This window comes from Streptomyces hawaiiensis (assembly GCF_004803895.1).
Classification (GTDB): Bacteria; Actinomycetota; Actinomycetes; order Streptomycetales; family Streptomycetaceae; genus Streptomyces; species Streptomyces hawaiiensis.
Map to the genome: position 1 here is coordinate 8,272,001 of NZ_CP021978.1, position 23,609 is coordinate 8,295,609.

14 protein-coding genes and 1 pseudogene are annotated in these 23,609 nt (G+C 73.3%); 5 read left to right on the forward strand and 10 right to left on the reverse strand.

Annotated features, from left to right (window positions below):
- Positions 1–115: 115 nt before the first annotated feature.
- The 4 genes from CEB94_RS37540 to CEB94_RS37555 all read right to left on the reverse strand — a co-directional run bounded on the left by CEB94_RS37540 (position 116) and on the right by CEB94_RS37555 (position 6,321).
- Positions 116–2,938, reverse strand: a complete 2,823-nt coding sequence (locus tag CEB94_RS37540; RefSeq protein ID WP_175436394.1) for an NHLP bacteriocin export ABC transporter permease/ATPase subunit — start codon at positions 2,936–2,938, stop codon at positions 116–118.
- Between the two features lies 1 nt (position 2,939).
- Entirely contained in the window at positions 2,940–5,165 is a 2,226-nt protein-coding gene (locus CEB94_RS37545; protein ID WP_175436395.1) for an NHLP family bacteriocin export ABC transporter peptidase/permease/ATPase subunit, read from the reverse strand.
- A complete protein-coding gene (locus CEB94_RS37550) occupies positions 5,162–5,968 on the reverse strand; it encodes a biotin/lipoyl-containing protein (RefSeq protein ID WP_175436396.1) in 807 nt (268 codons plus the stop codon). The genes CEB94_RS37545 and CEB94_RS37550 overlap by 4 nt, the downstream gene beginning before the upstream one ends.
- 137 nt (positions 5,969–6,105) lie before the next feature.
- The gene (locus tag CEB94_RS37555; RefSeq protein ID WP_003994898.1) at positions 6,106–6,321 is read right to left on the reverse strand and encodes a hypothetical protein; all 216 of its coding nucleotides are present in this window, start codon (positions 6,319–6,321) and stop codon (positions 6,106–6,108) included.
- Positions 6,322–7,065: 744 nt separating this feature from the next.
- Here CEB94_RS37555 and CEB94_RS37560 point away from each other — a divergent pair.
- Positions 7,066–8,481 carry a S1 family peptidase gene (locus CEB94_RS37560; protein ID WP_175436397.1) on the forward strand — a complete coding sequence of 472 codons (1,416 nt, stop codon included), beginning with the start codon at positions 7,066–7,068 and terminating at the stop codon, positions 8,479–8,481.
- 226 nt (positions 8,482–8,707) lie between these two features.
- Here CEB94_RS37560 and CEB94_RS37565 read toward each other — a convergent pair whose 3' ends face one another.
- Positions 8,708–10,864, reverse strand: a complete 2,157-nt coding sequence (locus tag CEB94_RS37565) for a PP2C family protein-serine/threonine phosphatase (RefSeq protein WP_175437335.1) — start codon at positions 10,862–10,864, stop codon at positions 8,708–8,710.
- Positions 10,865–11,180: 316 nt separating this feature from the next.
- Between CEB94_RS37565 and CEB94_RS37570 the strand changes: the two genes are divergently transcribed.
- Positions 11,181–11,789: a response regulator transcription factor gene (locus tag CEB94_RS37570; RefSeq protein WP_175436398.1), complete on the forward strand. Its 609-nt coding sequence runs from the start codon at positions 11,181–11,183 to the stop codon at positions 11,787–11,789.
- A gap of 243 nt (positions 11,790–12,032) precedes the next feature.
- Here CEB94_RS37570 and CEB94_RS37575 read toward each other — a convergent pair.
- From CEB94_RS37575 to lanKC, 4 genes and pseudogenes are all read right to left on the reverse strand, one after another.
- Positions 12,033–13,802, reverse strand: a pseudogene (locus CEB94_RS37575) (ATP-binding cassette domain-containing protein); the annotation flags it as partial.
- Entirely contained in the window at positions 13,799–15,640 is a 1,842-nt protein-coding gene (locus CEB94_RS37580) for an ABC transporter ATP-binding protein (RefSeq protein ID WP_175436399.1), read from the reverse strand. The pseudogene CEB94_RS37575 and the gene CEB94_RS37580, both read right to left, overlap by 4 nt.
- 82 nt (positions 15,641–15,722) lie before the next feature.
- Positions 15,723–15,839 (reverse strand): SapB/AmfS family lanthipeptide, encoded by a 117-nt coding sequence (locus CEB94_RS37585; protein ID WP_175436400.1) that lies wholly within the window; start codon positions 15,837–15,839, stop codon positions 15,723–15,725.
- Positions 15,840–15,871: 32 nt separating this feature from the next.
- Positions 15,872–18,520 carry a class III lanthionine synthetase LanKC gene (gene lanKC, locus CEB94_RS37590; RefSeq protein ID WP_175436401.1) on the reverse strand — a complete coding sequence of 883 codons (2,649 nt, stop codon included), beginning with the start codon at positions 18,518–18,520 and terminating at the stop codon, positions 15,872–15,874.
- Positions 18,521–18,707: 187 nt separating this feature from the next.
- Here lanKC and CEB94_RS37595 point away from each other — a divergent pair, with 187 nt between their 5' ends.
- Entirely contained in the window at positions 18,708–21,155 is a 2,448-nt protein-coding gene (locus CEB94_RS37595) for a SpoIIE family protein phosphatase (protein WP_175436402.1), read from the forward strand.
- A gap of 36 nt (positions 21,156–21,191) precedes the next feature.
- Here CEB94_RS37595 and CEB94_RS37600 read toward each other — a convergent pair whose 3' ends face one another.
- On the reverse strand, positions 21,192–21,887 hold the full coding sequence (locus CEB94_RS37600) for a type 1 glutamine amidotransferase domain-containing protein (protein WP_175436403.1): 696 nt from the start codon (positions 21,885–21,887) through the stop codon (positions 21,192–21,194).
- Positions 21,888–22,042: 155 nt separating this feature from the next.
- On the opposite strand from CEB94_RS37600, the gene CEB94_RS37605 reads away from it, so the two are divergent.
- Both CEB94_RS37605 and CEB94_RS37610 read left to right on the forward strand, forming a co-directional pair.
- Complete coding sequence (locus CEB94_RS37605) at positions 22,043–22,978, forward strand: LysR family transcriptional regulator (protein WP_175436404.1); 936 nt, start codon at positions 22,043–22,045, stop codon at positions 22,976–22,978.
- Positions 22,979–23,052: 74 nt separating this feature from the next.
- A complete protein-coding gene (locus CEB94_RS37610) occupies positions 23,053–23,472 on the forward strand; it encodes a CBS domain-containing protein (protein ID WP_175436405.1) in 420 nt (139 codons plus the stop codon).
- The last annotated feature ends 137 nt before the right edge of the window (positions 23,473–23,609 follow it).

The following is a 23,609-nucleotide window of genomic DNA, read 5'->3' on the forward strand; positions in this document are numbered from 1 at the left end:
CGGGCCGCGCCAACAGACCGCACGCTCCGTACCGGCGAGGACACGCCACCGACCGGCCGGAAGCGGCACAGCGAAACGGCCACGTTTCGCTGTGCCGGTGGGGGAGTGCGCTGCCTCACGCCATCTGGCGGCGCACCAGTTCGTGCAGCCGGCCATTGGTGTCGGCGAGGAGTTGCGAGGGCGGGCCCTGCTGGATGACCTTGCCGTCCTCCATCACCACGACCCGGTCGGCGTCCATCACGGTCGACAGCCGGTGCGCGATGACGATCCGGGTCGCGTGGAGGGCCTTGGTGCTCTCGATGACCGTGCGCTGCGTCTCGTTGTCGAGCGCGCTGGTCGCCTCGTCGAAGAAGAGGATGCGCGGCCGCCGGATCAGCGCCTGAGCGATCATCAGCCGCTGGCGCTGGCCGCCGGAGACGGCGCCGCTGCCCGCGACGATGGTGTGCAGGCCCATCGGCATCCGCTTGATGTCCTCGGCGAGCCCCGCCATCTCGGCGGCCGCCATCGCCTCCTCCGGCGTGTACGGCTCGGTGCCGCAGATGACGTCCAGGATCGAGCCGGTGAACGGCTGTGCGTGCTGGAGCACCACACCGCACTGGCGGCGCACCGCCGACTGGTCCAGGGCCGCCAGGTCCTGCCCGTCGTACAGCACGCTGCCCGACACGGGCCGGTCGAAGCCGATCAGCAGCCGCAGCAGCGTCGACTTTCCGCAGCCGCTCGGGCCGACGACCGCGACGAACTCGCCCGGCCGCACCTCGAACGACACGTCGTCCAGGACCAGCGGACCGTCGTCCGAGTAGCGGAACGACACCCGGCGCGCCTCGATCGCCCCGCTCAGCGGCCCCGGCCGGGTGCTCGCCGTACGCACCTCGGGCGTGGCGTCCAGCACCGGCTTGATCTCCTCGAACAGCGGCAGCGCGGCCACCGCCGAGACGAACGCGCCCGTCAGCTGGGTGACGGAGGTCAGCACCATCGTCACCGAGGTGTTGAACGTCAGGAACGCCGCCGCCGACATCGAGCCCCGGGCCGGACCGGCCAGCAGCATGAACATCAGCAGGGTGCACAGCGGCAGGTACACCGCGCCCAGCACCGTCGTGAGGTTCTTGATGCGCCCGACCTTCTGCTGGAGCTCACGGCTGCGCGCGAACTCCGACGCCCACGCGGCGTACGCGTAGTTCTCGGCGGCGGCCACCCGCAGCTTGGGCAGCCCCCGCAGCGTCTGGAACGCCTGGTTGTTCAGCTTGTTGGAGAGCACCACCAGCCTCCGCTGCCACCGCACCTGCCACAGCCCGAGCCCCAGGAACACCGCCGCGATGACGACGAGCATGCCGATCGCGGCCATCGCCATCGGCACGCTGAACCACAGCAGCAGCCCGAGGTTCATTGCACCGACGGTCACCGACTGGGCGACCGTCGGCCCGACGCCCGCCAGCAGCCGGCGGATCGAGCTGATGCCCATGGCCGCGCTGGCCAGTTCGCCCGTGGAGCGCTCGGTGAAGAACTTCGTCGGCAGCCTCAGCAGCCGGTCCCACACCGCCGGCTGGAGCGTGGCCTCGATACGGCCCTCCAACCGCAGGATGGTCAGGTTCTGCAACAGCATGAAGGCCGCCGCCACCACACTGCTCAGCATCACCGCGAGGCACACCTGCACGATCAGGCCCGTCTGCGCCTTCGGCACGAACTCGCCGAGCACCTTGCCGGTCGCGATCGGCACCAGCGCGCCGATCGCCACCGTCACCAAGCCGCTGAGCAACAGCCCGGTCAGGTCGCCGCGCATGCCCTGCATACAGAACCGCAGCAGCCTCAGCGGACTGAGCCCCCGCTCCGGCAGCGGGCGGTAGAACATCACCGCGCGCGGCTCGAACTCGTCGGCGTTCGCCTTCTCGATCGGTGTCTCACGGCCGGTCGACGGATGGACCGCCACATAGCCGCCGCGCCGCCACAGCAACGCCACCGGCGCGCCCGACAAAGCGCGCTGACCGACCAGCGGTCCGACGTTGTCCCGCCACCAGCGCCCGTCCAGCCGAACGGCCCGGGTACGGACCCGGGAGGCCAGGGCGACCTGCTCGACCGGGTCGAGGCGGTCCCCGCCGGTGCCCTTCTGGGTCGGCTCGGTGATCCGGATCCCGGCCGCCTGCCCGACCAGCTTGCAGGCCGCGTACGTGGCGTCCGCGTCGGCCGCGGTGGTGCGCTTGGAGGAGCGTTTGCCGATGGAGGCGAGCAGTGTCCGGTCGGCCTGGGCGCGCACCGCCTCACCGGCCTTGATGCCCGCGGCCGTGCGCGTCTCGTGGGTGCGCTCCAGCTGCTCGATCCAGCGGTCCAGCGTGGTCAGCAGCCGGTACTGCTGGTCGACCATGGACTGCCACAGCGCGGGGTCCATCAGCAGGTCGGCCGCGGCCTCCGCGCCGTACAGCGATCCGTACTGCACGCTGCCCGGCGGCACCTGCATCCAGAACACGTCGTCGTCCGTGGGCGCCGCGGCCCGCTCGGTGGCCATCGGCGCCTGGAAGAGGATGGACAGGCTGCGGCCGACGCCCAGGGCGAGCGCGTACTCCAGCGGACTCGTCGTCGGCGGTACGTACTGCGGGTTGCCGTACTCGTCGTACGACCAGGTCGCCGTGTTGGCCGGCTGGTACAGCTCGCGCAGGCCGATGCGGTGCACCACGCAGTCCCGCAGCGGACGGGCCACCAGGGTGTGCTGCGGTCCCGGCACCGGGCCGAGCACCAGTGAGCCCGCCTCCAGCCGGCCCAGATGGTGCCAGTGGCCCTGCTGGCCGGCGTCGACCGCGAACAGGTCGACGGCGCCGGACGCCACCAGCCACAGCACCTGCGGGCCCTCGAGGTCGAGCCGGTTGAACCCGGCGCAGTCGATGCGCGAGCCCATCTGCCCGAAGGCGCCCAGCACGAGGTCGCCGTGTCCTTCGTGAACGGCCGTCATCTCACCGCTCCCTGACCAGTGCCGCGTACGCGCCGCCGCGGGCCACCAGGTCCTCGTGCCGTCCCCGCTCCACGACCGTGCCGTGCTCCAGGACGACGATCTCGTCGCTGTCGCGCACCGTGCTCAGCCGGTGCGCGATCACCACACAGGCGCAGCCGCGCCGGCGCAGGTTGTCCATCACGACCTGCTCGGTCTCCGCGTCCAGCGCGCTCGTCACCTCGTCGAGCACCAGGATGCTCGGGCGGCGCACCAGCGCTCGCGCGATCTCCAGGCGCTGGCGCTGCCCGCCGGAGAAGTTGCGGCCGTCCTGCTCGACCTTGCTGTGGATGCCGCCCGGGCGGCGGGTGATCACGTCGTACAGGGCGGCGTCGCGCAGCGCGTCCTCCACCGCGTCGTCCGGGATCGACGGGTCCCACAGCGCCACGTTGTCCCGGACCGTGCCCTCGAAGAGGAACACGTCCTGGTCGACGAAGGAGACCGAGGCGGCCAGCGCCCCGCGCGGGATGTCCTCGATGCGCTGCCCGTCGATACGGATCACGCCCTCCCACGGGGCGTACAGCCCGGAGATCATCCTCGACACCGTGGACTTGCCGCTGCCCGAGCCGCCGACCAGCGCGACCTGCTGCCCGGGACCGACCGTCAGGTCGAAGCCGGTGAGCAGGGGCTTGTCCAGCGGGCTGTAGCCGAACGTGATGTTCTCCAGCTCGACATGGCCCTGGAGGCGGCGCGTGGACTCGCCGGAGCCGGGGCGGCCGTAGAGCGGGTCGGCCTTGAAGTTCTCCACGTCCTTCAGCCGGGCCACGTCAGCCGCGAAGTCCTGGATGCGGCCCGCGACGCCGTTCAGCCGGGTCAGCGGGGCCGTGAAACGGGTGACCAGGGCCTGGAAGGCGACCAGCAGACCGACCGAGATGTGCCCCTCGACCGCCCGCATGCCGCCGATCCACAGGATCAGCGCGCTGTTGAGGGTGGCCAGCGTCGGCGCGACCACGCCCAGCCAGGCGCTCGGCACGCCGAGCCGCTGCTGCTCCTCCAGGGTGGTGGCGTGCTGCCCGGCCCACTTGCGGAAGTAGCCGTCCTCGCCGCCGGTCGCCTTCATCGTCTCGATCAGCTGAAGGCCCGTGTAGGCGGTGTTGGTGAGGCGGGCCGTGTCCGCGCGCAGTTTCGCCGTGCGCGTCGCCCGCAACCGGATGACGACACGCATGGCGACGACGTTCAGCAGGGCCACACCGATGCCGACGAACGTCAGCTGCGGGTCATAGGTGTACAGCAGCACCGCGTACAGGACGACCACGACCGCGTCCACGCCCGCCGCCGCGAGGTCGCGGGACAGGGTCTCGGACACCGCGTCGTTGGACTGGAGCCGCTGTACCAGGTCGGCCGGGCTGCGCTGGGAGAAGAACGTCACCGGCAGCCGCAGCAGATGCCGCAGGAAGCGGGCGCTGGACAGGGTGGAGGAGATGATGCGGCCGCGCAGCAGGTTGGCCTGCTGGAGCCAGGTCAGCACCACCGTGAGCAGCACGCACGCCGCCATCGACGGGAACAGCACGTCGAGCAACGAGGTCTGGTTGCCGATCAGGAACTCGTCGATGTAGGTGCGGCTGAGCGCGGGCACCGCCGCGCCGACCGCCACCAGCAGCAGGCTCGACAGGACGGCGGCGGGCATCGTGCCCGCGGTGCCGCGCAGCCGGGCCGGCATCGCGCCCAGGACACCGGGCTTGCGGCCGCCCCGGGCGAAGTCCTCACCGGGCTCCATCACCAGCACGACACCGGTGAAGCTGCCGTCGAAGTCCTCCATGGGGATGAAACGGCGGCCCTTGCCGGGGTCGTTGATGTAGATGCCACGGCGGCCGAAGCGGCGGCCCATGCCGTCATAGACGACGTAGTGGTTGAACTCCCAGAACAGGATGGCCGGCGACTTCACCTCGGCGAGGGCGGCCAGGTCCATCTGCATGCCCTTGGCCGTCAGGCCGTAGGAGCGGGCCGCCTTCAGCAGGTTGCTGGCGCGCGAGCCGTCCCGGGAGACGCCGCAGGCGATGCGCAGCTCCTCCAGCGGGACGTGCTTGCCGTAGTGGCCGAGCACCATCGCCAGGGAGGCGGCGCCGCACTCGACGGCTTCCATCTGGAGCACGGTGGGCGTGCGGACGGTCTTCGCCCGGGCCTTGGGCACCTTGCGCTTGGGCGGGGCGGAGCGTCGTCTGCTCCGGGGCTCCTGTGCGGTCGCGCTCATGGCAGCAGCCAGTCGACGGGACGCTGGTCGGCGAGCCGGATCGAACCGGACGCCAGCGTCATGGAGGTCAGCTTGAACGGCGGTCCGTCCGCGGACGACCACCTGTAGCCGCTCTTCGTGGCGGACGACCTGTCCAGCCCGACCGTCACGGCCACCGCTCTGCCCTTCTTCGTGAACTGCTCGCCCAGCTGGCTGTCCCCGAGGAACGCGGCGATCTGCTGCGGGGACTGGGCCGAGCGGTCCACCGACTTCACATGGCCGCGCAGCACGCCGTACTCCTGGGTCGGCACCGACTGCACGGTCAGGTCCACGGGGGCGTCGTCGGGGATCGAGGCGGCGTTCTCGGCGGGGACGTACACGGTCGCGTAGAGCGGGTCCCCGGTGCGGGCGACCTTCTCGACGGCGGCGACGTTCGCGCCGGTCTGGATGATCTGCCCGACGGTCGCGGCGAGCGCGGAGACCCGGCCCGCGTCGAGCGTGCGGACGACGGCTTCGCCCTTGGCCGTGCGGACCTTGAGTACGGGGGAGTTCGCGGGCACCTGCTCGCCCTGCTTGGCGAGCACCGCGGTGACCTGGCCCGCGACGGGGCTCTGGAGGAGGTAACTGCCCTGCCCGTGCGTGATGATGGCGGGTGCGCTGACGGTGGAGGTCACCGAGCCGGTCACCGCCCACACCGAGGCGGCCGCCATCGCGACCACCGTCACCGAGAGCACGAGCCAGCCCTGCGGGCGGGCGAAACGCACCGGTAGGTCGAGTTCCTCCGGTGACTGGAGCTTGGCGAGGGCCTGTTGGCGGAACTGCAAGGAACTTCCCTCACCCGTAGAAGAGGTACTCACGGCCGTGGAAGAGGCGCTCACGGCTGCGGCAGAGGTTCATACGGAACCCGAAGAACCCGGAACCGCCGGCTGCGGTTCCGGGAATCAACGGCACAAGGGCTCGATCAGAGGCCGGAGACCAGGCCGGTGACCGGGGCCGTGTTCAGGCCGGTGACACCCTCGACGGTGCCGACGGCCGTGTCGACCAGGCCGGAGACCGGAGCGATGCCGTCAACCGTGTCGGTGACGGTGTTGACGGCGTTCACGGACAGGCCGCCGGAGATGGCGTCGAGCTGGGCGTCAGCGATCTCGACGGTCTCAACCTGGGGGGTGGAGTTCATGATGGAACTTCCCTTCGTATGGGTATCTCACAAGGGGGGAGCGGCCCCCTCTGGGGACAGATGACGGCCGCGACCGCGGGCACCGGGCATTCGTTTCCGAGTGCCCTGAGCGGCCCCCGCGGTGCGATGGATCAAAGCACGCTGCGGCTCCGCGCTTCCAATCAACCACGCCCCCCACCAGGGAACTTGCGCCGCCGCGGCGCCGATCCGTGCAGGTCCGTGCACCGCTTGGCGGCGAGTTCTTCACATGCGGCACCGCATCGGTGCATCCGGGCCCTTGCTCCTCGGGGTGGCGAATCCGGCACTCCCGCCCCAAAGGCGTGACCTACGCGGCCGGGGTGTGGATAACCCTCATTTCGGTGACCGGGTTGAGCATTCGATGTGCAGATTCGCTGAAGCCGGGATTCCGCTCCGTGAGGACAACAGATCGTTTCCGGGTGGATACGGAGCGTTGCGTTCCGCCATGCCGGAGCGGCGACCGTCGCTGAAAGGCCGTCATCCGGCCATGGCGCTCCGCGGGCCGGCCGGACCAGGCCTCCCGGACCGGCCCGGGTGAGCAGGGCGGTCACGGACCGCGCGGTCGGTCTGCCGGCGGCGGGAGTTGGCTGATTCCGCGATGCGAAGGGATCACTTGCAAACGGAATTGAACGCCCCGTGTGGCCCGTGCGTACCAACAGCCATCCAGGCGCCCCCCAGAAGCCGCCGGACGGCGGCACCCACTCCGTTCCCCAGGAGGAGAGAAGTTTGAGTCACAAGCGAATTCCGAAGCGCAAGGCCGCGATAGCGGCGGGCGGTGTGGTGGCGCTCGGCGCCGCCGCGATCCTGCTCCCCAACGCCAACGCCTCCCAGGACGGTTCGTCCGGTGACGCGGCGGCCGCGCCGAAGACCCTGAAGGCGGGCGACGCCTCGGATCTCGCCTCGCAGCTCTCCGGGCTCCTCGGTGAGGCGTTCGGCGGCTCCTACTACGACGGCGACAGCCAGCAGCTCGTCGTCAACGTCGTACCGGGCGACAACAACAACGTGATCGTGCAGGCGAAGGCGGCCGGCGCGAAGGTCCGCGAGGTCGACAACAGCTGGTCGGAGCTCCAGGACGGGGCGTCGACGCTGAAGTCCGAGGCGACCATCGCGGGCACCTCGTGGTCGATCGACCCGCGTACCAACAAGCTCCTGGTGACCGCGGACAGCACCGTGACCGGCGCCAAGTGGGACAGACTGGAGTCCACCGTGCAGGAGCTCGGCTCCGGCATGGCCACCATCAAGAAGTCCTCCGGCACCTTCAAGCCGTTCGTCTCCGGAGGCGACGCCATCTTCGCGGGCGGCTCGCGCTGCTCCCTCGGCTTCAACGTCACCGCGGGCGACGGTTCGCCCGCCTTCCTGACGGCCGGTCACTGCACCCTCGGCGGCAACGAGTGGTCGGACACCCAGGGCGGCCAGCCGATCGCCACCGTCGACCAGTCCACGTTCCCGGGCGACGGCGACTTCGCACTCGTGAAGTACGACGACCCGGCGACCGAGGCGCCCAGTGAGGTCAACACCGGCGACCAGACCGTGCCGATCACCGAGGCCGCCGAGGCGACCGTCGGCCAGCAGGTCTTCCGGATGGGCAGCACCACCGGGCTCGCCGACGGCCAGGTCCTCGGCCTCGACGCCACGGTGAACTACCCGGAGGGCACCGTCACCGGCCTCATCCAGACCGACGTCTGTGCCGAGCCCGGTGACAGCGGCGGCTCGCTGTTCACCCAGGACGGTCTCGCCATCGGCCTGACCTCCGGCGGCAGCGGCGACTGCACGGCCGGAGGCGAGACGTTCTTCCAGCCGGTGACCACCGCCCTGGAGGCCGTCGGCGCGACCCTCGGCGCGGGCGGTGCCGCGGGCGGCGGTGCCGGTGCCGGTGACGAGGCCGGGGCCGGCGAGGAAGCCGGTGCGGGCGAGGAAGCGGGCGCTGGTGAAGAGGCCGGTGCAGGTCAGGAGGCCGGTGCGGGCGCTGGTGAAGAGGCCGGTGCGGGTGCCGGTGAGGAAGCCGGAGCCGGTGAAGAGGCCGGGGCCGGTGCCGGTGAGCACGCCGGAGGCGACGAAGCGGGTGCCGGAGCCGGTGCCGGTGCCGGTCAGGACGCGGGTCAGGGCGTCGAGGACGACTCCGGTCTGACCGAGAGCCGCTGATCCCTGCACAGCCGTCGGCAGCCGGTCCGACGCCGCCGGCCCGGTTCCGCCCCCTTCCTGGCGGAACCGGGCCGGCCCTCTGGCGGGAGGACCGGCCCTTTGGACGCGCCCTGGGGAGAGGTTGGACGCGCCCTGGGGAGAGGCGTACGTCAGGCGGGTTCGGAGGGCCGCGCCCCCGAGGCCGCCCGGTGCAACGAGCCCACGCACCCCCGGCAACGCCAGAGCCCTAGCCGATCGCCCTGATCAGCAACAGCGCGATGTCGTCGAGCCGTTCCTCCCCGTCGGTGTGGTGCCGCTCCTGGTGGACGAGGCTGTCGGCCAGTTCGTCCAGCGGCTGGTCCCCGGCGTCGGCCAGCCGCCTGCCCAGATCCGCGAGGGCCTCCTCGAAGTCCGTGCCCGGGGACTCGACGAGCCCGTCCGTGTAGAGGACGAGCAGTGAGCCGGGGGCCAGGGAGACCTCCGTCGTCGGGTACACCGCCGAGGCGTCGATGCCCAGCAGCGGGCCGCCCGCCAGGTCGAGGACGCGCACCCGGCCGTCCGGCCGTCTCAGCAGCGGCGGGGGATGCCCAGCCCGGGACATCACGGCCCGCCCGTGCTCCGGGTCGAGCCGCAGGTACAGACAGCTGGCGAACAGGTCGGACCCCAGGTCGAGCAGCAGCCGGTTGGTGCTGCGCATCACCTCCTCGGGTGCCTGCCCCACGGTGGTGTAGGCGCGCACCGCAGTGCGGACCTGCCCCATCAGCCCGGCCGCCGTCACGTTGTGGCCCTGCACGTCCCCGATCACGGCCGCCGCCGTCCCCCGGGTGCCGACCAGGTCGTAGAAGTCGCCGCCGATGTCCATGCCCTGAGTGGCCGGCACATAGCGGCCGACCGCCTCGATGCCGGGCAGGGAGGGCAGGGAGTGCGGCAACAGCGCCTCCTGCAGGCCGTGCGCGAGCCGGTGCTTGGCGTCGTAGAGCAGCGCCCGCTCCAGCGCCTGGGCGATCAGCCCGGCCATGCTGGTCATCACCGCCCGCTCCTCCGTCGGGAAGGGGTGCGGTTCGGCGTAGGAGAGGACACACGTCCCCACCGGGCGGCCCTGGGCGATCAGTGGCAGAAAGGCCCAGGCCGCGAACCCGTCGGGGGTCGCGAGCCGCGCCGGGTACAGGCGCTCCAGCTGCTCCTGCGACTCGAAGAACGCGGGCACGCCCGTCCGCAGCACTTGGGTGCCGGGTGTCGGCTCGGTCAGGGGCATCCCGTCGAACCGTTCCACGACGAGCGGGTCCCGGTACCCGCGATGCCCGAGCACCTGCAGCCGGTTCGCCCGCGAGCCCAGCACGACCAGGGCCTGGCTGCCCACGGCCGGGGCGATCTCGTCCGCGACCAGCTGCACCACGTCCTGCACCCCCACCGCCTCGGTGAGTGCGCCGGCCAGGTCCAGCACCTGCGAGATGGTGACCAGCCGGGACGGCGCCCCGTCCGGCGGCGGTGCGGTCCGGTTCATCCGGGACACGGCCCTGGACCGGGTGATGCGGACGCTCAAACCCGTCGTGCTCGGGTACAGCCGGAACGACAGCCACTCGCCGGGCGGGCGCAGCGCCACGAACGACGTGACGTGCTGGCTCAGCAGCGCGGCCCGGTAACGGTCCTCGTACACCGGGTCGTTGAGCCAGGGCACCGACGCCCACAGCTGGGTGCCGAGCAGCCGGCTGACCGGGACGTTCAGCAGCTCGGCCGCCGCCGCGTTCACGAAGCCGACCCGTCCGTGCAGGTCCAGCGAGACCAGGCCGTACGGCAGCCGGCTCACCATCCGGGCCGCCTCGACCGTGCCCAGCGTGCCGGCCATGCCGCCCACCAGGGGCGAGGCGAGCAGATCGGTCTCGGGGTGCGGCGGGATGCTGTGCTCGGCGGCCCGCTCCAGCCGGACCGCCAGCCGGCCGCAGGCCGCCGTCAGATGCTCCCGCTCGTGGTCGGACATCTCCGCGGGATGCGCGCCCGGCCAGGTCACGAAGACCGCGCCGTAGACGGTGGACTCGGTGGCGATCGGCACCGCGGCCAGGGCGAACGGGTACGGCAGCACCACGGCGATCCGCGGGTAGTGGCGGGCCATCTGCTCCTCGCCCCCGACCCACACCAGCCGCCGCTCGCGGGCCGCGTCGGCGACCGGGATCGGTGAGCTCAGGCCCACCCGTTCCCAGGGCGCCGCGAAGGCCCGGGGCAGACCGGCCATCACCGCCATCTCCAGCACCGGCTGATCCGGTGCCATCAGGTACACCGCGCCGGAGTGGGCGTGCACCTCGTCCATCATCGAGGCCAGCGCCAGGGAGAGCAGGGGACGGCCGACCGGCGTCCTGGCGGCTGCCGGCGCCTGCGCGGAGGACTGCCCGTCGGACACGCCGACCACCTCCTCGCACGGCCGCGCGACCGGGTCCAGGAACAAATCTCCCCCCTGGTGGCCCGTCCCGCACGACGAGCGGTTCCGGAACGGCCCTGTTACCGTCGGTCACATGCGCTCTGGCCCCGCCAGGGGCGCCGACGTACCCCGACCGCCCCGACCCATGCCCCCGTAGTCGAAGCGTGGCCGGGCGTACGGGCGCTGGGCGTGCGCCCCCGCGCACCCTGATGGCCGGATCTTCGCGCCCACGCAGGGTCACGCTCGCGAACAATGGGGCACGCGCTCAATACGACGAGGGGGCGTACGACGAGCGGAGGGGGTGGCTGTGATCCGGGTGCTTCTGGTGCACGACGAGTGTCTGGTGAGGTCGGTGCTGGCGGAGTGGCTGCGGCAGGAGTCCGACCTGGCGGTGCACGACACGTCGTGGCGCGGCGCGCCGGGCACGGTGCGGTCGGTTCGGCCGGACGTGTGCGCGGCGGACCTGGAGTGCGCGGACTCCTACGGCATCCCTCCGCTGGGCGAACTGTGCCGGCCGGGGCCGGAGCGCGTGCGCCCGCGATTACTCGTGCTCGCCACCGCGAACCGGCCGGGGCTGCTGAAGCGGGCGGTCGAGGCGGGGGCGCTCGGCTACGTCGACAAGGAGGGGTCCCCGCAGAATCTGCTGCGCGGGATCCGTCGCGTCGCTGCGGGGGAACGTTTCGTCAATGACTCGCTGGGCTTCGGGTTCCTCAGGGCGGCCGAGATGCCGCTGACCCGAAGAGAACTGAGCGTGTTATCCCTCGCAGCCGAGGGAGCCTCCATCGCGGAGATCGCCGGGAGCCTGCACCTGTCCCACGGGACGGTGCGCAACTACATGGCGGCCATCACCCGCAAGACCGGGGCTCGCAACCGCATCGACGCGATACGCATCTCGCAGGGCCAGGGCTGGCTCTGATCCTCGCCGGGCCGGTGCGGGAGCCCAGCTCCCGACGAGGTCCCGGTACAGCGCGGACGACCGCATCAGCTCGTCATGACCGCCGTACGCCGTGCTCCGGCCGTCCATCACCAGGACACGGCCGGCGCGGCGGGCCGAGCTGATGCGGTGGGCCACGACCACCAGGGTCCCGCCCGGCCGTGCGGCGAAAGCCCGCTCCGCGCGCTCCTCCGTCTCGGGGTCCAGATGGCAGGTGGCCTCGTCGAGCAGGGCGAGGGGGGCGTACGACAGGTAGGCCCGGGTCAGCGCGACCAGCTGCCGTTCGCCGGCCGACAGCGCCGCCGGATCGACCCGGGCGCCGAGCCCGCCGAGCCGGCCGGCCAGCGGGGCGAGGCCGACCGCTTCGGCCGCGGCCAGCAGCTCCTGCTCGGGCACCGGGTCCGGACGCAGGTACGCGAGGTTCTCGGCCAGGGTGCCGCCGAACACGTAGGCCTCCTGCGGGATGAGCACCCGCCCGGCGGCGGCCTCCGGGCCGGGCACGGGATGTCCGCCCACCTGGATGGTGCCGCCCGAGGGCGTGAGCAGCCCTGCCACGAGTGAGGTGAGCGTGGACTTGCCGGCACCGCTGGGGCCCACGACGGCCAGGTGCGCGCCGGCCGGGAGGACGAGGTCGAGATCCTGGACGACCGGTGCGCTGGCGGGGCCGTAGGCGAAGGTGACGCAGGTGAGGGAGAGAGCGGGGGGCGTGTCTTCGGCGGGTCGGGTCCGCGAGGCGCGGATGACCGGCGCGCTGCGGCCGGCCTTCGTGGGGGAGGCGCTCCCGTCGGTGTGGCGGGGGTTGGTGCTCGCGGTGGTGGGTCGGTCGGTTGGGGGAGGTGGCTCGGCGTTGGTGGGGTGGGCGCTGGTGGTGGTCGGGCGGGTCGGGTCGGTTTGGTGCGGGTTGACGCTCGCGGGGGTCGGCCCGTCGGCCAGGTGAGGCGTGCCGGCGTCGTCAACCTTGGTGTTCGTGGGGCGGGCGCTCGTGGTCGGGCGGGGTGTGCCGGCGGCGTTCGTGGGGCGGGCGCTCGCGGTCGGGTGAGGTGTGCCGGCGTCGGCGGCGTCCGACCGGGTCACTCTGCGCAGCACCACCGTCAGACGGGAGCCGCTCGTGCCCAGGCCGTGGATCAGGTTACGCAGGGCCGGGAGCAGGGACTGGGTGACGTAGGCGAGGGCGCCGACCAGGGCGCCGGTGGTGACGCCGCGGGCCAGGAGCCAGGGTGCGGCGGCGAGCAGCAGCACGATCGGCAGCTGGCCGCCGATCGTCAGGGACGCCACGCGCAGCACGCCCCACTGGGCCAGGGCGCGCGCCGCCCGCAGTTCGGCCTCGACCCGTTCCCCGGTTCCGGCGGCGACGTACGCCTCCGCTCCGGTCGCCGTGATGTCCCGCAGGCCCGGGCAGACGGTGCCGAGGTCATCGGCGAGGGCCTCGTCGGCGAGGAGGAACATCTCCTGCCGCCGGGCCAGTGGCCGCAGGGTCGCGGCGAACAGCGCCATGCCGACGGCCAGGGGAGGCCCCACGACCAGCAGGAGCGGCGGGGCGAGTGCGAACAGGCCCGCCAGGGCACCGACGGCGGTGAACACGAAGGAGCGGGAGACCATGACCAGTCCGGCGAAGGTGTCCCGGGCGATCTCCACCTGCTGGGTGAGCCCGGACAGGGAACCCGCGTCACCGGTCCGCACCCCGCGCGAGACCACTCGCTCCACGAGCCGGTCCCGGAGCGGTTCGACCAGCGCGGCGACGGCGGCGTAGACCCGGGCGGTCCCGTACGCGCCGACCAGGACACCGATCCCGGTCACCGCCAGCCAGAGCAGTCCGACGTCCGCCCGCCCGCGCAGGAACCCCTCGTCCAGGGCGCGGGCGGGCCCGTACCCGATGAGGAAGGTCTGCCCGGTCTCCAGCACGGACCAGGCGGCGAGCCGCAGCAGGACCCGCGGGCGGGCCAGCAGGAAGCGCAGTCCCCGGGTGGGGAGGCCGGTGGGGGCCGGGGCCGTCATGAATCCGTCCCGTCCCCGGCCCCTGCGCCCGTACGCGTCCGGCCGCTCATGCTGTCACGTCCCTCTCCCTGCCCGTCCTGGGTGTCCTGGACGGGTGGCACGTCACTGTCGCCCGTATCCGCCGGCCCCGCCCCGTCCCCGAACGCCGCCCGGTACTCCGCGAGCCGCCACAGCTCCTCGTGCCGTCCCACCGCCCGCACCCGCCCCCCGTCGAGCCACGCCACGGCATCGGCGCACGCGGCCGTCGCCCCGCGGTGGGCGACCAGCAGCCGGGTGGTGCCCGGGCCGTCGCCGAACAGGGCGTCGGTGATGCGGCGTTCCGTCACCGTGTCGAGGCTGGAGAGGGCGTCGTCGAGGATCAGCAGGCGTCCGCCGTGCGCGAACGCCCGGGCGAGACCCAGCCGTTGGGACTCGCCGCCGGAGCGCGGCGCGTCGGCCACGGCCGTGCCGTATCCGTCGGGGAGACGGCGGACGAAGTCGTCGGCGAGGGCCGTGCGGGCCGCCTCGCGGATCCGGCCGGGGGAGGGGGACGGCAGGCCGAGGCCGATCGCCTGCTCGACCGTGCCGCCGAGAAGGGCGGGGCGGGCGAAGGCGTAGCCGACGGCGCCGCGCAGGTCCTCGTGCGGCAGCTCGCGCAGCGGCACACCGTCCAGGAGCACGTCCCCCGCGTCCGGGTCGGCCAGCCGTCCGGCGAGCGCGGCCAGCAGCGACTTGCCCGCGCCGGAGCGGCCGACCACGGCCAGGGTCGTGCCGCCCGGTACGTCGAGGTCCACCCCGTCGAGCACGGTGCGTCCGCCGCGCCGGGCCGTCACCCCGCGCAGCTCCAGCCGGCCGGGGCCGTCGGGCAGCCGGCGGGCGCCGAAGACGGTGGCGGGCTCGGTATCGACCTCGCCGAGGCGCCGGGCCGCGGCCCGGGCCCGGGCCAAACCCGCGAGTCGGCCGACCAGCACGCCCACGCCCGTGGCGAGCATCGCGTACCGGGAGGCCGCGAGCACCTCGCCCACCGAGAGCCGGTCGCGGGTGAGCAGTACCCCGGCGACGGCGACGACGCCGAGTTGCAGCAGCGGGGCCACGGCGACCGCCCGGGCCGCGGCCCGCCCCTGCACCCGCCACATGCGGTGTCCGGCCCGGGACAGATCGGGCAGCGCCCGCAGCACACGGGCCGTCTCGCGGCCCTCCGCGCCGGCCGCCCGGACGGTACGTACCCCCTCGACGGCCTCCGCCAGCGCGGCCGCGATCCGGCCCTGGGCCCGCTGGTAGCGCGACGCGCTCTCGGAGGTGTCACGGGAGACGGCGCGCAGGAGAAGCGCGAGCAGGGGGGCTCCGGCGAGGAACACGGCCGCGAGCCACCAGTCGATCAGGCCGAGGGCGACCACTGCGCCGACGGGACCGGCGAGCGCGGCGAGCAGCGCCGCACGGGCTGCCGGAGTGGTCCCCGCCTCGGCGGCGTTGCCGACCAGCCGGGCGACGAGGTCACCGGAGCCGAAGCGGTCGGCGGCCCGCGGGCCGGCGGCCAGGACGTGCCCGGTCAGCCGGCGGCGCAGCCATGCGGTGGTACGGGCGTCCACGGTGCCGGTGAGGACGGTCTGGACCGCGTCGAGCAGACCGAGCAGCAGGACGAGGGCGGCGCAGCAGAGCACCCAGCGGGTGGCCGGGGCGTGCGCCAGCAGTAGATCGAGGGCCCGGCCCAGCGCGGCCGGCAGCAGCAGTCCGGCGCCCGTCGCGGCGATGCTCACCAGGCACAGCGCCACGCAGCGGGACCCGCTGTACCGGGTGGCGGTGCGCAGCAGTGTGCGCGCGTGTCCGGCCGCCGGGTCGTCCTCGGCACGCGGGGTCATACGGGCCTTTCCTGAGGCGGGAAGGACCCCGGGCGGCCCCTCCCCGAAGGGAGAGAGCCGCCCGGAGTGAGCAGACCGTCGGTCAGAGACAGAGCAGAACGCTCGCGGCGCTGATGCAGGAGAGCAGGCTCAGGGTGCTGTTGCCGCCGCCGTCCGTGCGCTCTTCGGCCTCGATGGTCTGCAGGTCGAGAAGTGCCATGGTGTGTCCTTCCGTTGGGTGTCCGTCCGTGGTCATCCGTGGGGACGGGGTCGTGTCACGACTCCGCGGGATCGCGGAACCGCGTCAGTGGGGCCGCCCCTGCCGGGCGGCGGGAGGAACGGCAGGTGGGCGTCGGTCGCCGGGTCGAGGGCCGCGCCGAGCGCCAGCAGGCACCCTGCCGTTCCGGTGGCGAGGTCCATGGAGAGCCGCATCATCTGGTGTCCGGGGAAGGCCAGTTGGCCCTGGTACGCCATCGCGAACCAGCCGAGCCCGGCGATCTGCGCGGCCAGCCGGTCCTCGGTCGCGCCCGGCGTGGTCGTGCGGCTGAGGTGCAGGATCATCCCGGCGCGGCCCTGGAACAGGCCGGGCTGCGCGTAGAAGCGTGAGGTGGCCGCGGTGAGCACCCCCGAGCGGGCCGTTTCGAACTCCCCGGCGAGGCCGGGGGCGTGGGCCACGAGGTCGTCGAGGACCATGCCGAGGCCCGCGCTGCCGTCGCCGAGGTAGGGCAGGGTCCGCCAGCCCTCGTCGACCTCCAGCGACCCGTTCTCGCGGGTCGTGCAGGACGCCAGGTCCCGGCGCAGGGCCACGGCCGCCGCCTCCAGCCAGGCTTCCTCGCCGGTCCACTCGTACTGCCGCAGCATCAGCAGCGCGGGGCCGCTCGCGCCGCGCAGCAGTCCGGCGCGCGGCCGGGACGTGGCCGGGAGCGGTTCGGTGAGCCGCTGGACGAGGATCCGCGCGGCGTCGTGGGCCCGCTCGCCCAGCTCCGCCTCGCCGGTCGTACGGGCCAGATGCCCGAGGACGAGGCCCAGCCCGGCCAGTCCGCCGTGCAGGTCGGAGGAGAGGTTCTGCCACCGTTCGGCGAGGATGCCCTCGACCAGGTCCAGCGCCCGCTGCCGGTGTCCGAGCCGGTCGAGGACCAGGGCGACGCCCGCGAGCCCGTCGTACAGGCCGAGCGGCGTGCCGACGGGGGTCGGTGCCGTGCGGTCCAGCAGCCAGCGCTCGCCCTCCTCGTACCGTTCGGCGCCGCCCGCGTCCAGGGCGAACAGCACCCCCGCGGCGCCGTGGGCGAGTCCGAGCCCGCCGCCGTCGGAGAACTGGGCTACGTCGCCGGGGAAGAGCCGGTCGTCGCGCTCCGGGGTGGCCGAGGCGAGGATGGCCTTGACCATCGAGTCGCGGCTGTACGGCCAGTCGCCCGGGTCCACCGGCGAGGAGGGAGCGGCCACCGTACGGCCGGACACCTCCCGGGTGATCTCCGTGACCGCTTCGTCGAGGAACTCCCGAGGCACGTCCTGGAACTGCTCCGCGATCACCTGGGCCAGATGTGCCGCCTTGCCGCGGTCGACCACGAACAGCGTGGTCACGGGCAGGAACAGGGCCAGCCGCAGACAGGCCAGCGCGTAGCGGTCGATGTCGGCGCCCCGGCGGTCCTGCGGCGCGAAGAACCCGGGGTGGGCGACGACCTGGCGGCTGTTCTCCTCGGCCGGGGCCGCGGCCTCGAAGTCGAGGAGGAACACCGTCTCCTCGTCCGGCGCGACCATGATGTTGAAGACGTGCAGGTCGTTGAAGACGATGCCCCGGGCGTGCACCGCCGCCACGGCCTCCTCCACTCTGCGGTGGATACGCAGCGCCCACGCCGTGTACGCCGCGACGGCCTCGGGGTCGGGGTCCTGGGTGAGCAGCGGATGCCGCTCGGCGAAGAAGGAGTTGAGCGGACGGCCCTCCAGGAAGTCCATCACCAGGAAGCGGTGCCCGCCGAGTTCGAACCAGTCGCGTACCTCCGGAACCACGCCCGTGCCCGCGACCTGCTCCAGTGCCTGCTTCTCCCGCTCCAGCCGGGCGATGGCGTCGGCGCCGTCCGAGGCGAGCCCCGCGTGCGGACGGCCCTCCTTGAGGACGATCTTGCGCCCGTCACGGGTGTCGGTGCCCGCGTACACCCCGCCGCCGTTGGAGAAGTGCAGCGCCTTCTCGATGCGGTACGGCAGCTCGCCCGTCGTCGTGTTGTTCCGCGCGTCGAGGTGCGGCTGGAGGAACGCGGGCAGGGTCACCCACTCGGGCACCTGGAAGGACGGCGACCGCCGGTCCGGCACCAGCCGTCCCTCGCCGTCCCGCACCGCCGGCACCAGCGAGCCCCGCTCGTCCACGACGAACACGCGTGCGATGGCGCCGTAGCGGACGTACAGCGGGCCCTCGCCCCAGCGCAGGTCGGTGAGGATGTACGGCCCCTCGAAACCCTCCAGCAGCGCGCCCAGCTCGCGCAGCACCTGGTGCAGCTGCTCCTCGTCGGCCGGGTAGACGGTGACGAACTTGCCGCTGCCGTCGCGCGGTGCGTACTTGGTGTTGCGCAGGTGGAGCAGGTGCGGACCCGGCACGAACTTGAAGGGGACACGCCGCTCGACGCAGTAGTCCCACACGATCCGCGCGATCTCCTCCGCGTTCGCGCGGGTCGCCGAGGCGTGGATCTTCCACCCCTGGGCCGGGCCCTGCAGCGGTGCGCCGTCCGGGCCGAGCGGCGTCATCGTCAGCCAGTCGCCGATCCGGGCCGACTCCCAGCCCTCCGGCAGCGGCCGACGGGCCGTCTCGTAGAGGTGGGCGGCAGTCCCCTGCCCGCCCCGCCCCAGCCGGTCCGGTGTCTCGTAGAAATGCCGGTCGGCCAGCGCGTACACCTCGTAGCGCTTGTCCATGCGTCCCCCTCCGTGACGGAAACCGAGCCTTCCAGCCACGAGCCGGGCACGCACAGTCACGCCTGTCACGAGAACACCGTGCGGAACGCACGCCTTAGGACATGTTCGGCTTCTTTCGAGCGCCCGCCTCGGCGCCCGGTCCACGGAACGCCCACAGGGGCTGCGCAGGTGTCTCATAAGCGCTGTAATGGCCAACGTGGTCAGTCAGGGCGCCCAGGAGCGCGGAACGCGAACGCTGCGTGCCGAAGGTGCCCTCAAAGCGATCGCGGCCGATCAGGATTCGCCCGAACGGCTGCGCCGCGTCCTCGAACAGGCACTCGTCTTCGCCGGTGCGGCGTTCGTCGCCGTCTACGCGCCCAGCCAGGACGGCGAGCTGCTGTGCCTGATGGAGTCGGCCGGGGTCCCGAGGACGCTGTACGGGCTGCGTGACAGCTACCCGCGCGCCGGGCGGTCCCCGGTCGCCGAGGCCCACCGGGGCGGACGACCGGTGTCGCTGGGCCCGGTGGAACTCGCCGAGCACGCCCAGGCGCGGCGTACGCCGTCCGGGGACTTCTGCCTGACGGCTCTGCCCGTGCAGGGGGACGGCGGCTGCCTGCTGGCCGTGAGCGAGCGCCCCGGAGGGTTCGCGGCCGACGACGTCGGATGCCTGGAGCTCATCTCCGAGGCGGTCGCCATCACCGCCCCGGCCGCGCCCGCCGAGGCCGGTGACCTGCCGCCGAGCGCCTTCAGCCTGGCCATGGACACCGGCCGTGTCCGGGTCGGCGACGACCTGCTGGTCCTGTTCGGCCTGGACCCCGTGGAGTTCGACGGCCGGATCGAGACGCTGCTCAGCCTGACCGTGCCCGAGGACCTGCCCTCGCTGATGTCCGTGGTGGAGGCCGACCACATGTCCATCGGCGACCGCGAGCTGGAGTTCCGGGTGCTCCAGCCCGCAGGGGTGCCGAAGTGGCTGCGGCTGCGCGGGCGCCTCCTGCCAGGCGGCGAGGGCCGCCCGGCCCGGCTCGTGGGCACGGTCGTGGACGTCTCCACCCTGCGCTCCGACGTCACCGACGTGGCCCGCGTCCAGCGCCTGGCCGCCGCGCTGGCCACCGCCGTCACCGTCCGCGACGTGGGCAACGCCGTGGTCGCCGCGCTGCGCCGGCCGCTGCGGGCCGACCGGATCGCGCTCGCCGAGCTGGAGAGCGAACGGCTCGTCGTCACCGTCCTCGACCCGCCCGAACCCGAGTCATGGCCCGAGCTGTGGCGGTCGGAGTGGCGCACCGAGTGGCCCGACGCACCCGTGCGCGCCATGCCCACCCTCGCCGCCGCACTGCGCGAGGGCCGGGCGCGCATCTGGCCCGCCGGCAGCCCCCTGGAACGCGCCCTGGGCGAGGTCGGCCCCGGCGGCCTCGCCGTCCTGCCGCTGCCCGCCGGGAACCGCATGGCCGGCGCCTGCCTGATCGGCTGGGACACCCCGCACGACTTCGGCACCGACGAACGCGCCCTGCTCACCGCCTGCGCCGGCCTCGCCGGACAGGCCCTGGTGCGGGCCCGGGCCTTCGACGCCGAGCACGAACTCGTCGGCATGCTCCAGCGCCAGCTGCTGCCGCGCAGCCTGCCCCGGCTGCCGGGCGCGGTGGCCGTCGCCCGCTACCTGCCGAGCACGGCGGGGCTCGAACTCGGCGGCGACTGGTACGACGTCATCCCGCTGCCCGACAACCACGTCGCCCTCGTCATCGGCGACGTCCAGGGCCACAGCGCCGGTGCCGCCACCCTCATGGGCCAGATGCGCACCGCCCTGCGCGCCTACGCCGTCGAGGGGCACCCGCCGGACGTGGTCGTCGCGCACGCCAACCGGCTGCTGATGGACATGGAGAGCGACCTCTTCGCGACCTGCGCCTACGTCGACGTCGACCTGGAGGAGGGCGCGGCCTGGTGCGTGCGCGCCGGGCATCTGCCGCCGGTGCTGCGCTACCCGGACGGCCGGACCGAGATCGCGGAGGCCGAGGGCGGGCCGCCCCTCGGGGTGGTCACCCGGGCCGACTTCCCCATGAGCCCGCTCCGGCTCCCGCCCGGCACTGTGATCACCCTGGTCACGGACGGCCTGGTCGAGACGCCCGACTCCGACATCGACGAAGGCATGGACTACCTCGCCGGGCGGCTGGCCGACGCCGCGCCCGCCGACCTGGGGCTCGTCGCCGACGCCCTCCTGGGCAACGCCCCGCGCAGCGACGACGTCGCCCTGCTCCTCCTGCGCTACGACGGCATGGAACTGCGCCCGCTCCGGGAGAGCTGGACGGTGTGGCGGGTGCCGCAGGCCGTCGGGCACGCCCGCCGCTTCGCCCGGCGCACCCTGCGCTCCTGGGGCGTCACGGTGGACTACGACGCCGCCCTCCTCGTCGTGTCCGAACTCGTCACCAACGCCCTGGTCCACACCGACGGCAAGGTCCGCATGGACCTCACCCTCGTCAACAACCGGCTGCGCATCGCCATCGCCGACGCCTCGCCCCGCTCACCGGTCAGCCCGGCCAGCATCGGCTGGGAGGCCACCGGCGGCCGGGGCATCCTCCTCGTCGAGGCCCTCACCGCGACCTGGGGCACCCTGCCGGTCAGTGGCGGCAAACAGGTGTGGGCGGAACTGGTGCTGGGCCGCTGAGCGACCCGACCGGCCCGGGCCAGGCAGTGCCCCTGCTCAGCCCAGCCGCTTCAGCAGTTCCTCGGCCAGCGGGGCCGACGACGCGGGGTTCTGGCCCGTGACCAGGTTGCGGTCGGTGACCACGTGCGGGGCCCACGGCTCGCCGGCCCGCACGGTCACCCCGGCCTCGGTGAGGCGGTCCTGGAGCAGCCACTCGGCCCGGTCGGCGAGACCGCCCTGGATCTCCTCGGCGTTGGTGAACGCCGCGACCTCGTAGCCGGCGAAGACGTTCCCGCCGTCGGCCCCGACAGCGGCCAGCAGGGCGGCCGGCCCGTGGCAGACGACACCGAGCGGCCTGCCCGACTCCAGGAACTGTGCGAGCAGCCGGCCGGAGTCGGCGTTCACGGCGAGGTCCTCCATCGGGCCGTGGCCGCCGGGGTAGAAGACGGCCGCGTAGTCGTCCGGCCGGACGTCCTCGAGACGGACGGGACGCCGCAGCTCGGTGAAGGACTCCAGCGCCTTCGCTATCCGGTCGGCGTTCTCCTGGCCCCCGTTCACCTCGGGAGCGAGCGAGGCCCGGTCGACGGTGGGCACGACACCGCCGGGCGTGGCCACGACGACCTCGTGGCCGGCGGCCCGGAACGCCTCGTACGGGGCGACGGCCTCCTCGGCCCAGAAGCCGGTGGGGTGCTCGGTGCCGTCGGCCAGGGTCCAGGTTTCGGCGCCGGTGACGACGAAGAGGATCTTCGACATGGTGGGTGCATCTCCAATGAGACGGGCCGCGGTCGGACAGCGCGGCGATGACGGGACGCACCCGACCGTAGGCCCCCGGAGCGCCGGTTTTCCAATGGCAGACCCAATAGCGGCCATAGGGTTTCCAATGGCGCGGCGCGGTAGGGTCGGATCGTGTGAGGCCCATCGACCCTATCGGCGCGACCGCCACGCCCGCACAGCCCGACCTCAACCTGCTGCGCACCTTCCTGGCCGTCTACCGCTCCGGGTCCTTCACGGCCGCCGCGCAGCTGCTGGGCCTGTCCCAGCCGACCGTCACCACGCAGATCCGTTCGCTGGAGCGGCAGACCCGCCGGGAGCTGTTCGAACGGCTCCCGCGCGGCGTCGCCCCGACCGCCGTGGCCGACGAACTCGCGGCCCGTGTCGCCGCCCCCCTCGACGCGCTCGCCGAGGCCACCGGCCACGGCCCCCGGGCGGAGTCACGCGCCGAGCCGGTCCATCTGGCCGGGCCCGCCGAACTGCTGTCCACCCGGGCCCTGCCCGCCCTCGCCCCGCTCGTCACCGAGGGCGTACGGCTGCGCGTCGCGACGGGACTGACCGAGCCCCTGCTCGACGAACTGCGCGCCGGCCGCCACGACCTGGTGATCGCCACCAGCCGGCCCCGCGGCCGCACCCTGTCCGCGGTGCCGCTGACGGACGAGGAGTTCGTCCTGGTCGCCGCACCCGCCTGGGCCGACCGTGTCGCGGAGCGCCCGGCCGCCGACGGACCCGCCGCGTTGCACGACGTCCCGCTGATCACGTACGCCGAGGACCTGCCCATCGTGCGCCGCTACTGGCGGCACGTCTTCGGCCGGCGCCTGAACTGCCGCGCCGCCGTCTCGGTGCCGGACCTGAGGGCCGTCCTGGCACTGGTCACGGCCGGCGCCGGCTTCAGCGTGCTGCCCCGCTACCTGTGCGCCGGAGAACTGGCGTCCGGGGCTCTGGTCCTCCTCGACGCCCCCGAGGACGCGCCGATCAACACCGGCTTCCTCGTGCAGCGGCCCGGCACCTCGGACAACCCGCACGTCACCCTCGTCCGCGACCGTCTGCTGGAGGCCGGGCGTAGCTGGTGAGGCCGCGGACCGACCGGGTACCCGGCGCCGCGTAGGACGGAGAAACCGCCACGAGCCGAAGGAAGAGGAACGTCATGGCTCAGCATGTCCGCGACATCATGACCGGCGACCCGGTCACCGTCGAGCAGCAGACCTCCGTCGCCGAGGTGGCGCGCATCATGCGCGACGAGGACCTCGGAGTCGTCCTGGTGACGGACGGCGACAATCTGCGCGGCCTGGTCACCGACCGCGACATCGTGGTCCGGTCGGTCAGCAGGGGCGGCGACCCGGAGCAGATCACCGTGGCCGGCGCGTGCAGCGACGAACTGGTCACCGTCAGCCCCGACGAGGACCTGGCCCAGGCGGTGGAGCTGATGCGCGAGCACTCCGTGCGCCGCATCCCGGTCGTCGACCACGGGCACCCCGTGGGCATCGTCTCCCTGGGCGACATGGCCATGGAGCGCGACCCGGAGTCGGCGCTCGGCGACATCAGCGCCGCGCGCCCCAACGCCTGACGGACAACGCCCCACCGGACGGTCCCGCGCACCTCGCCGTGCGCGGGACCGTCGTATGTCTTGTGAACACCTCCTCCGAACACCGGGCAGGAGCAGGGGAGTTCGGCAGCGGGGCACAGGCGGCCGGGTCCGGGTTT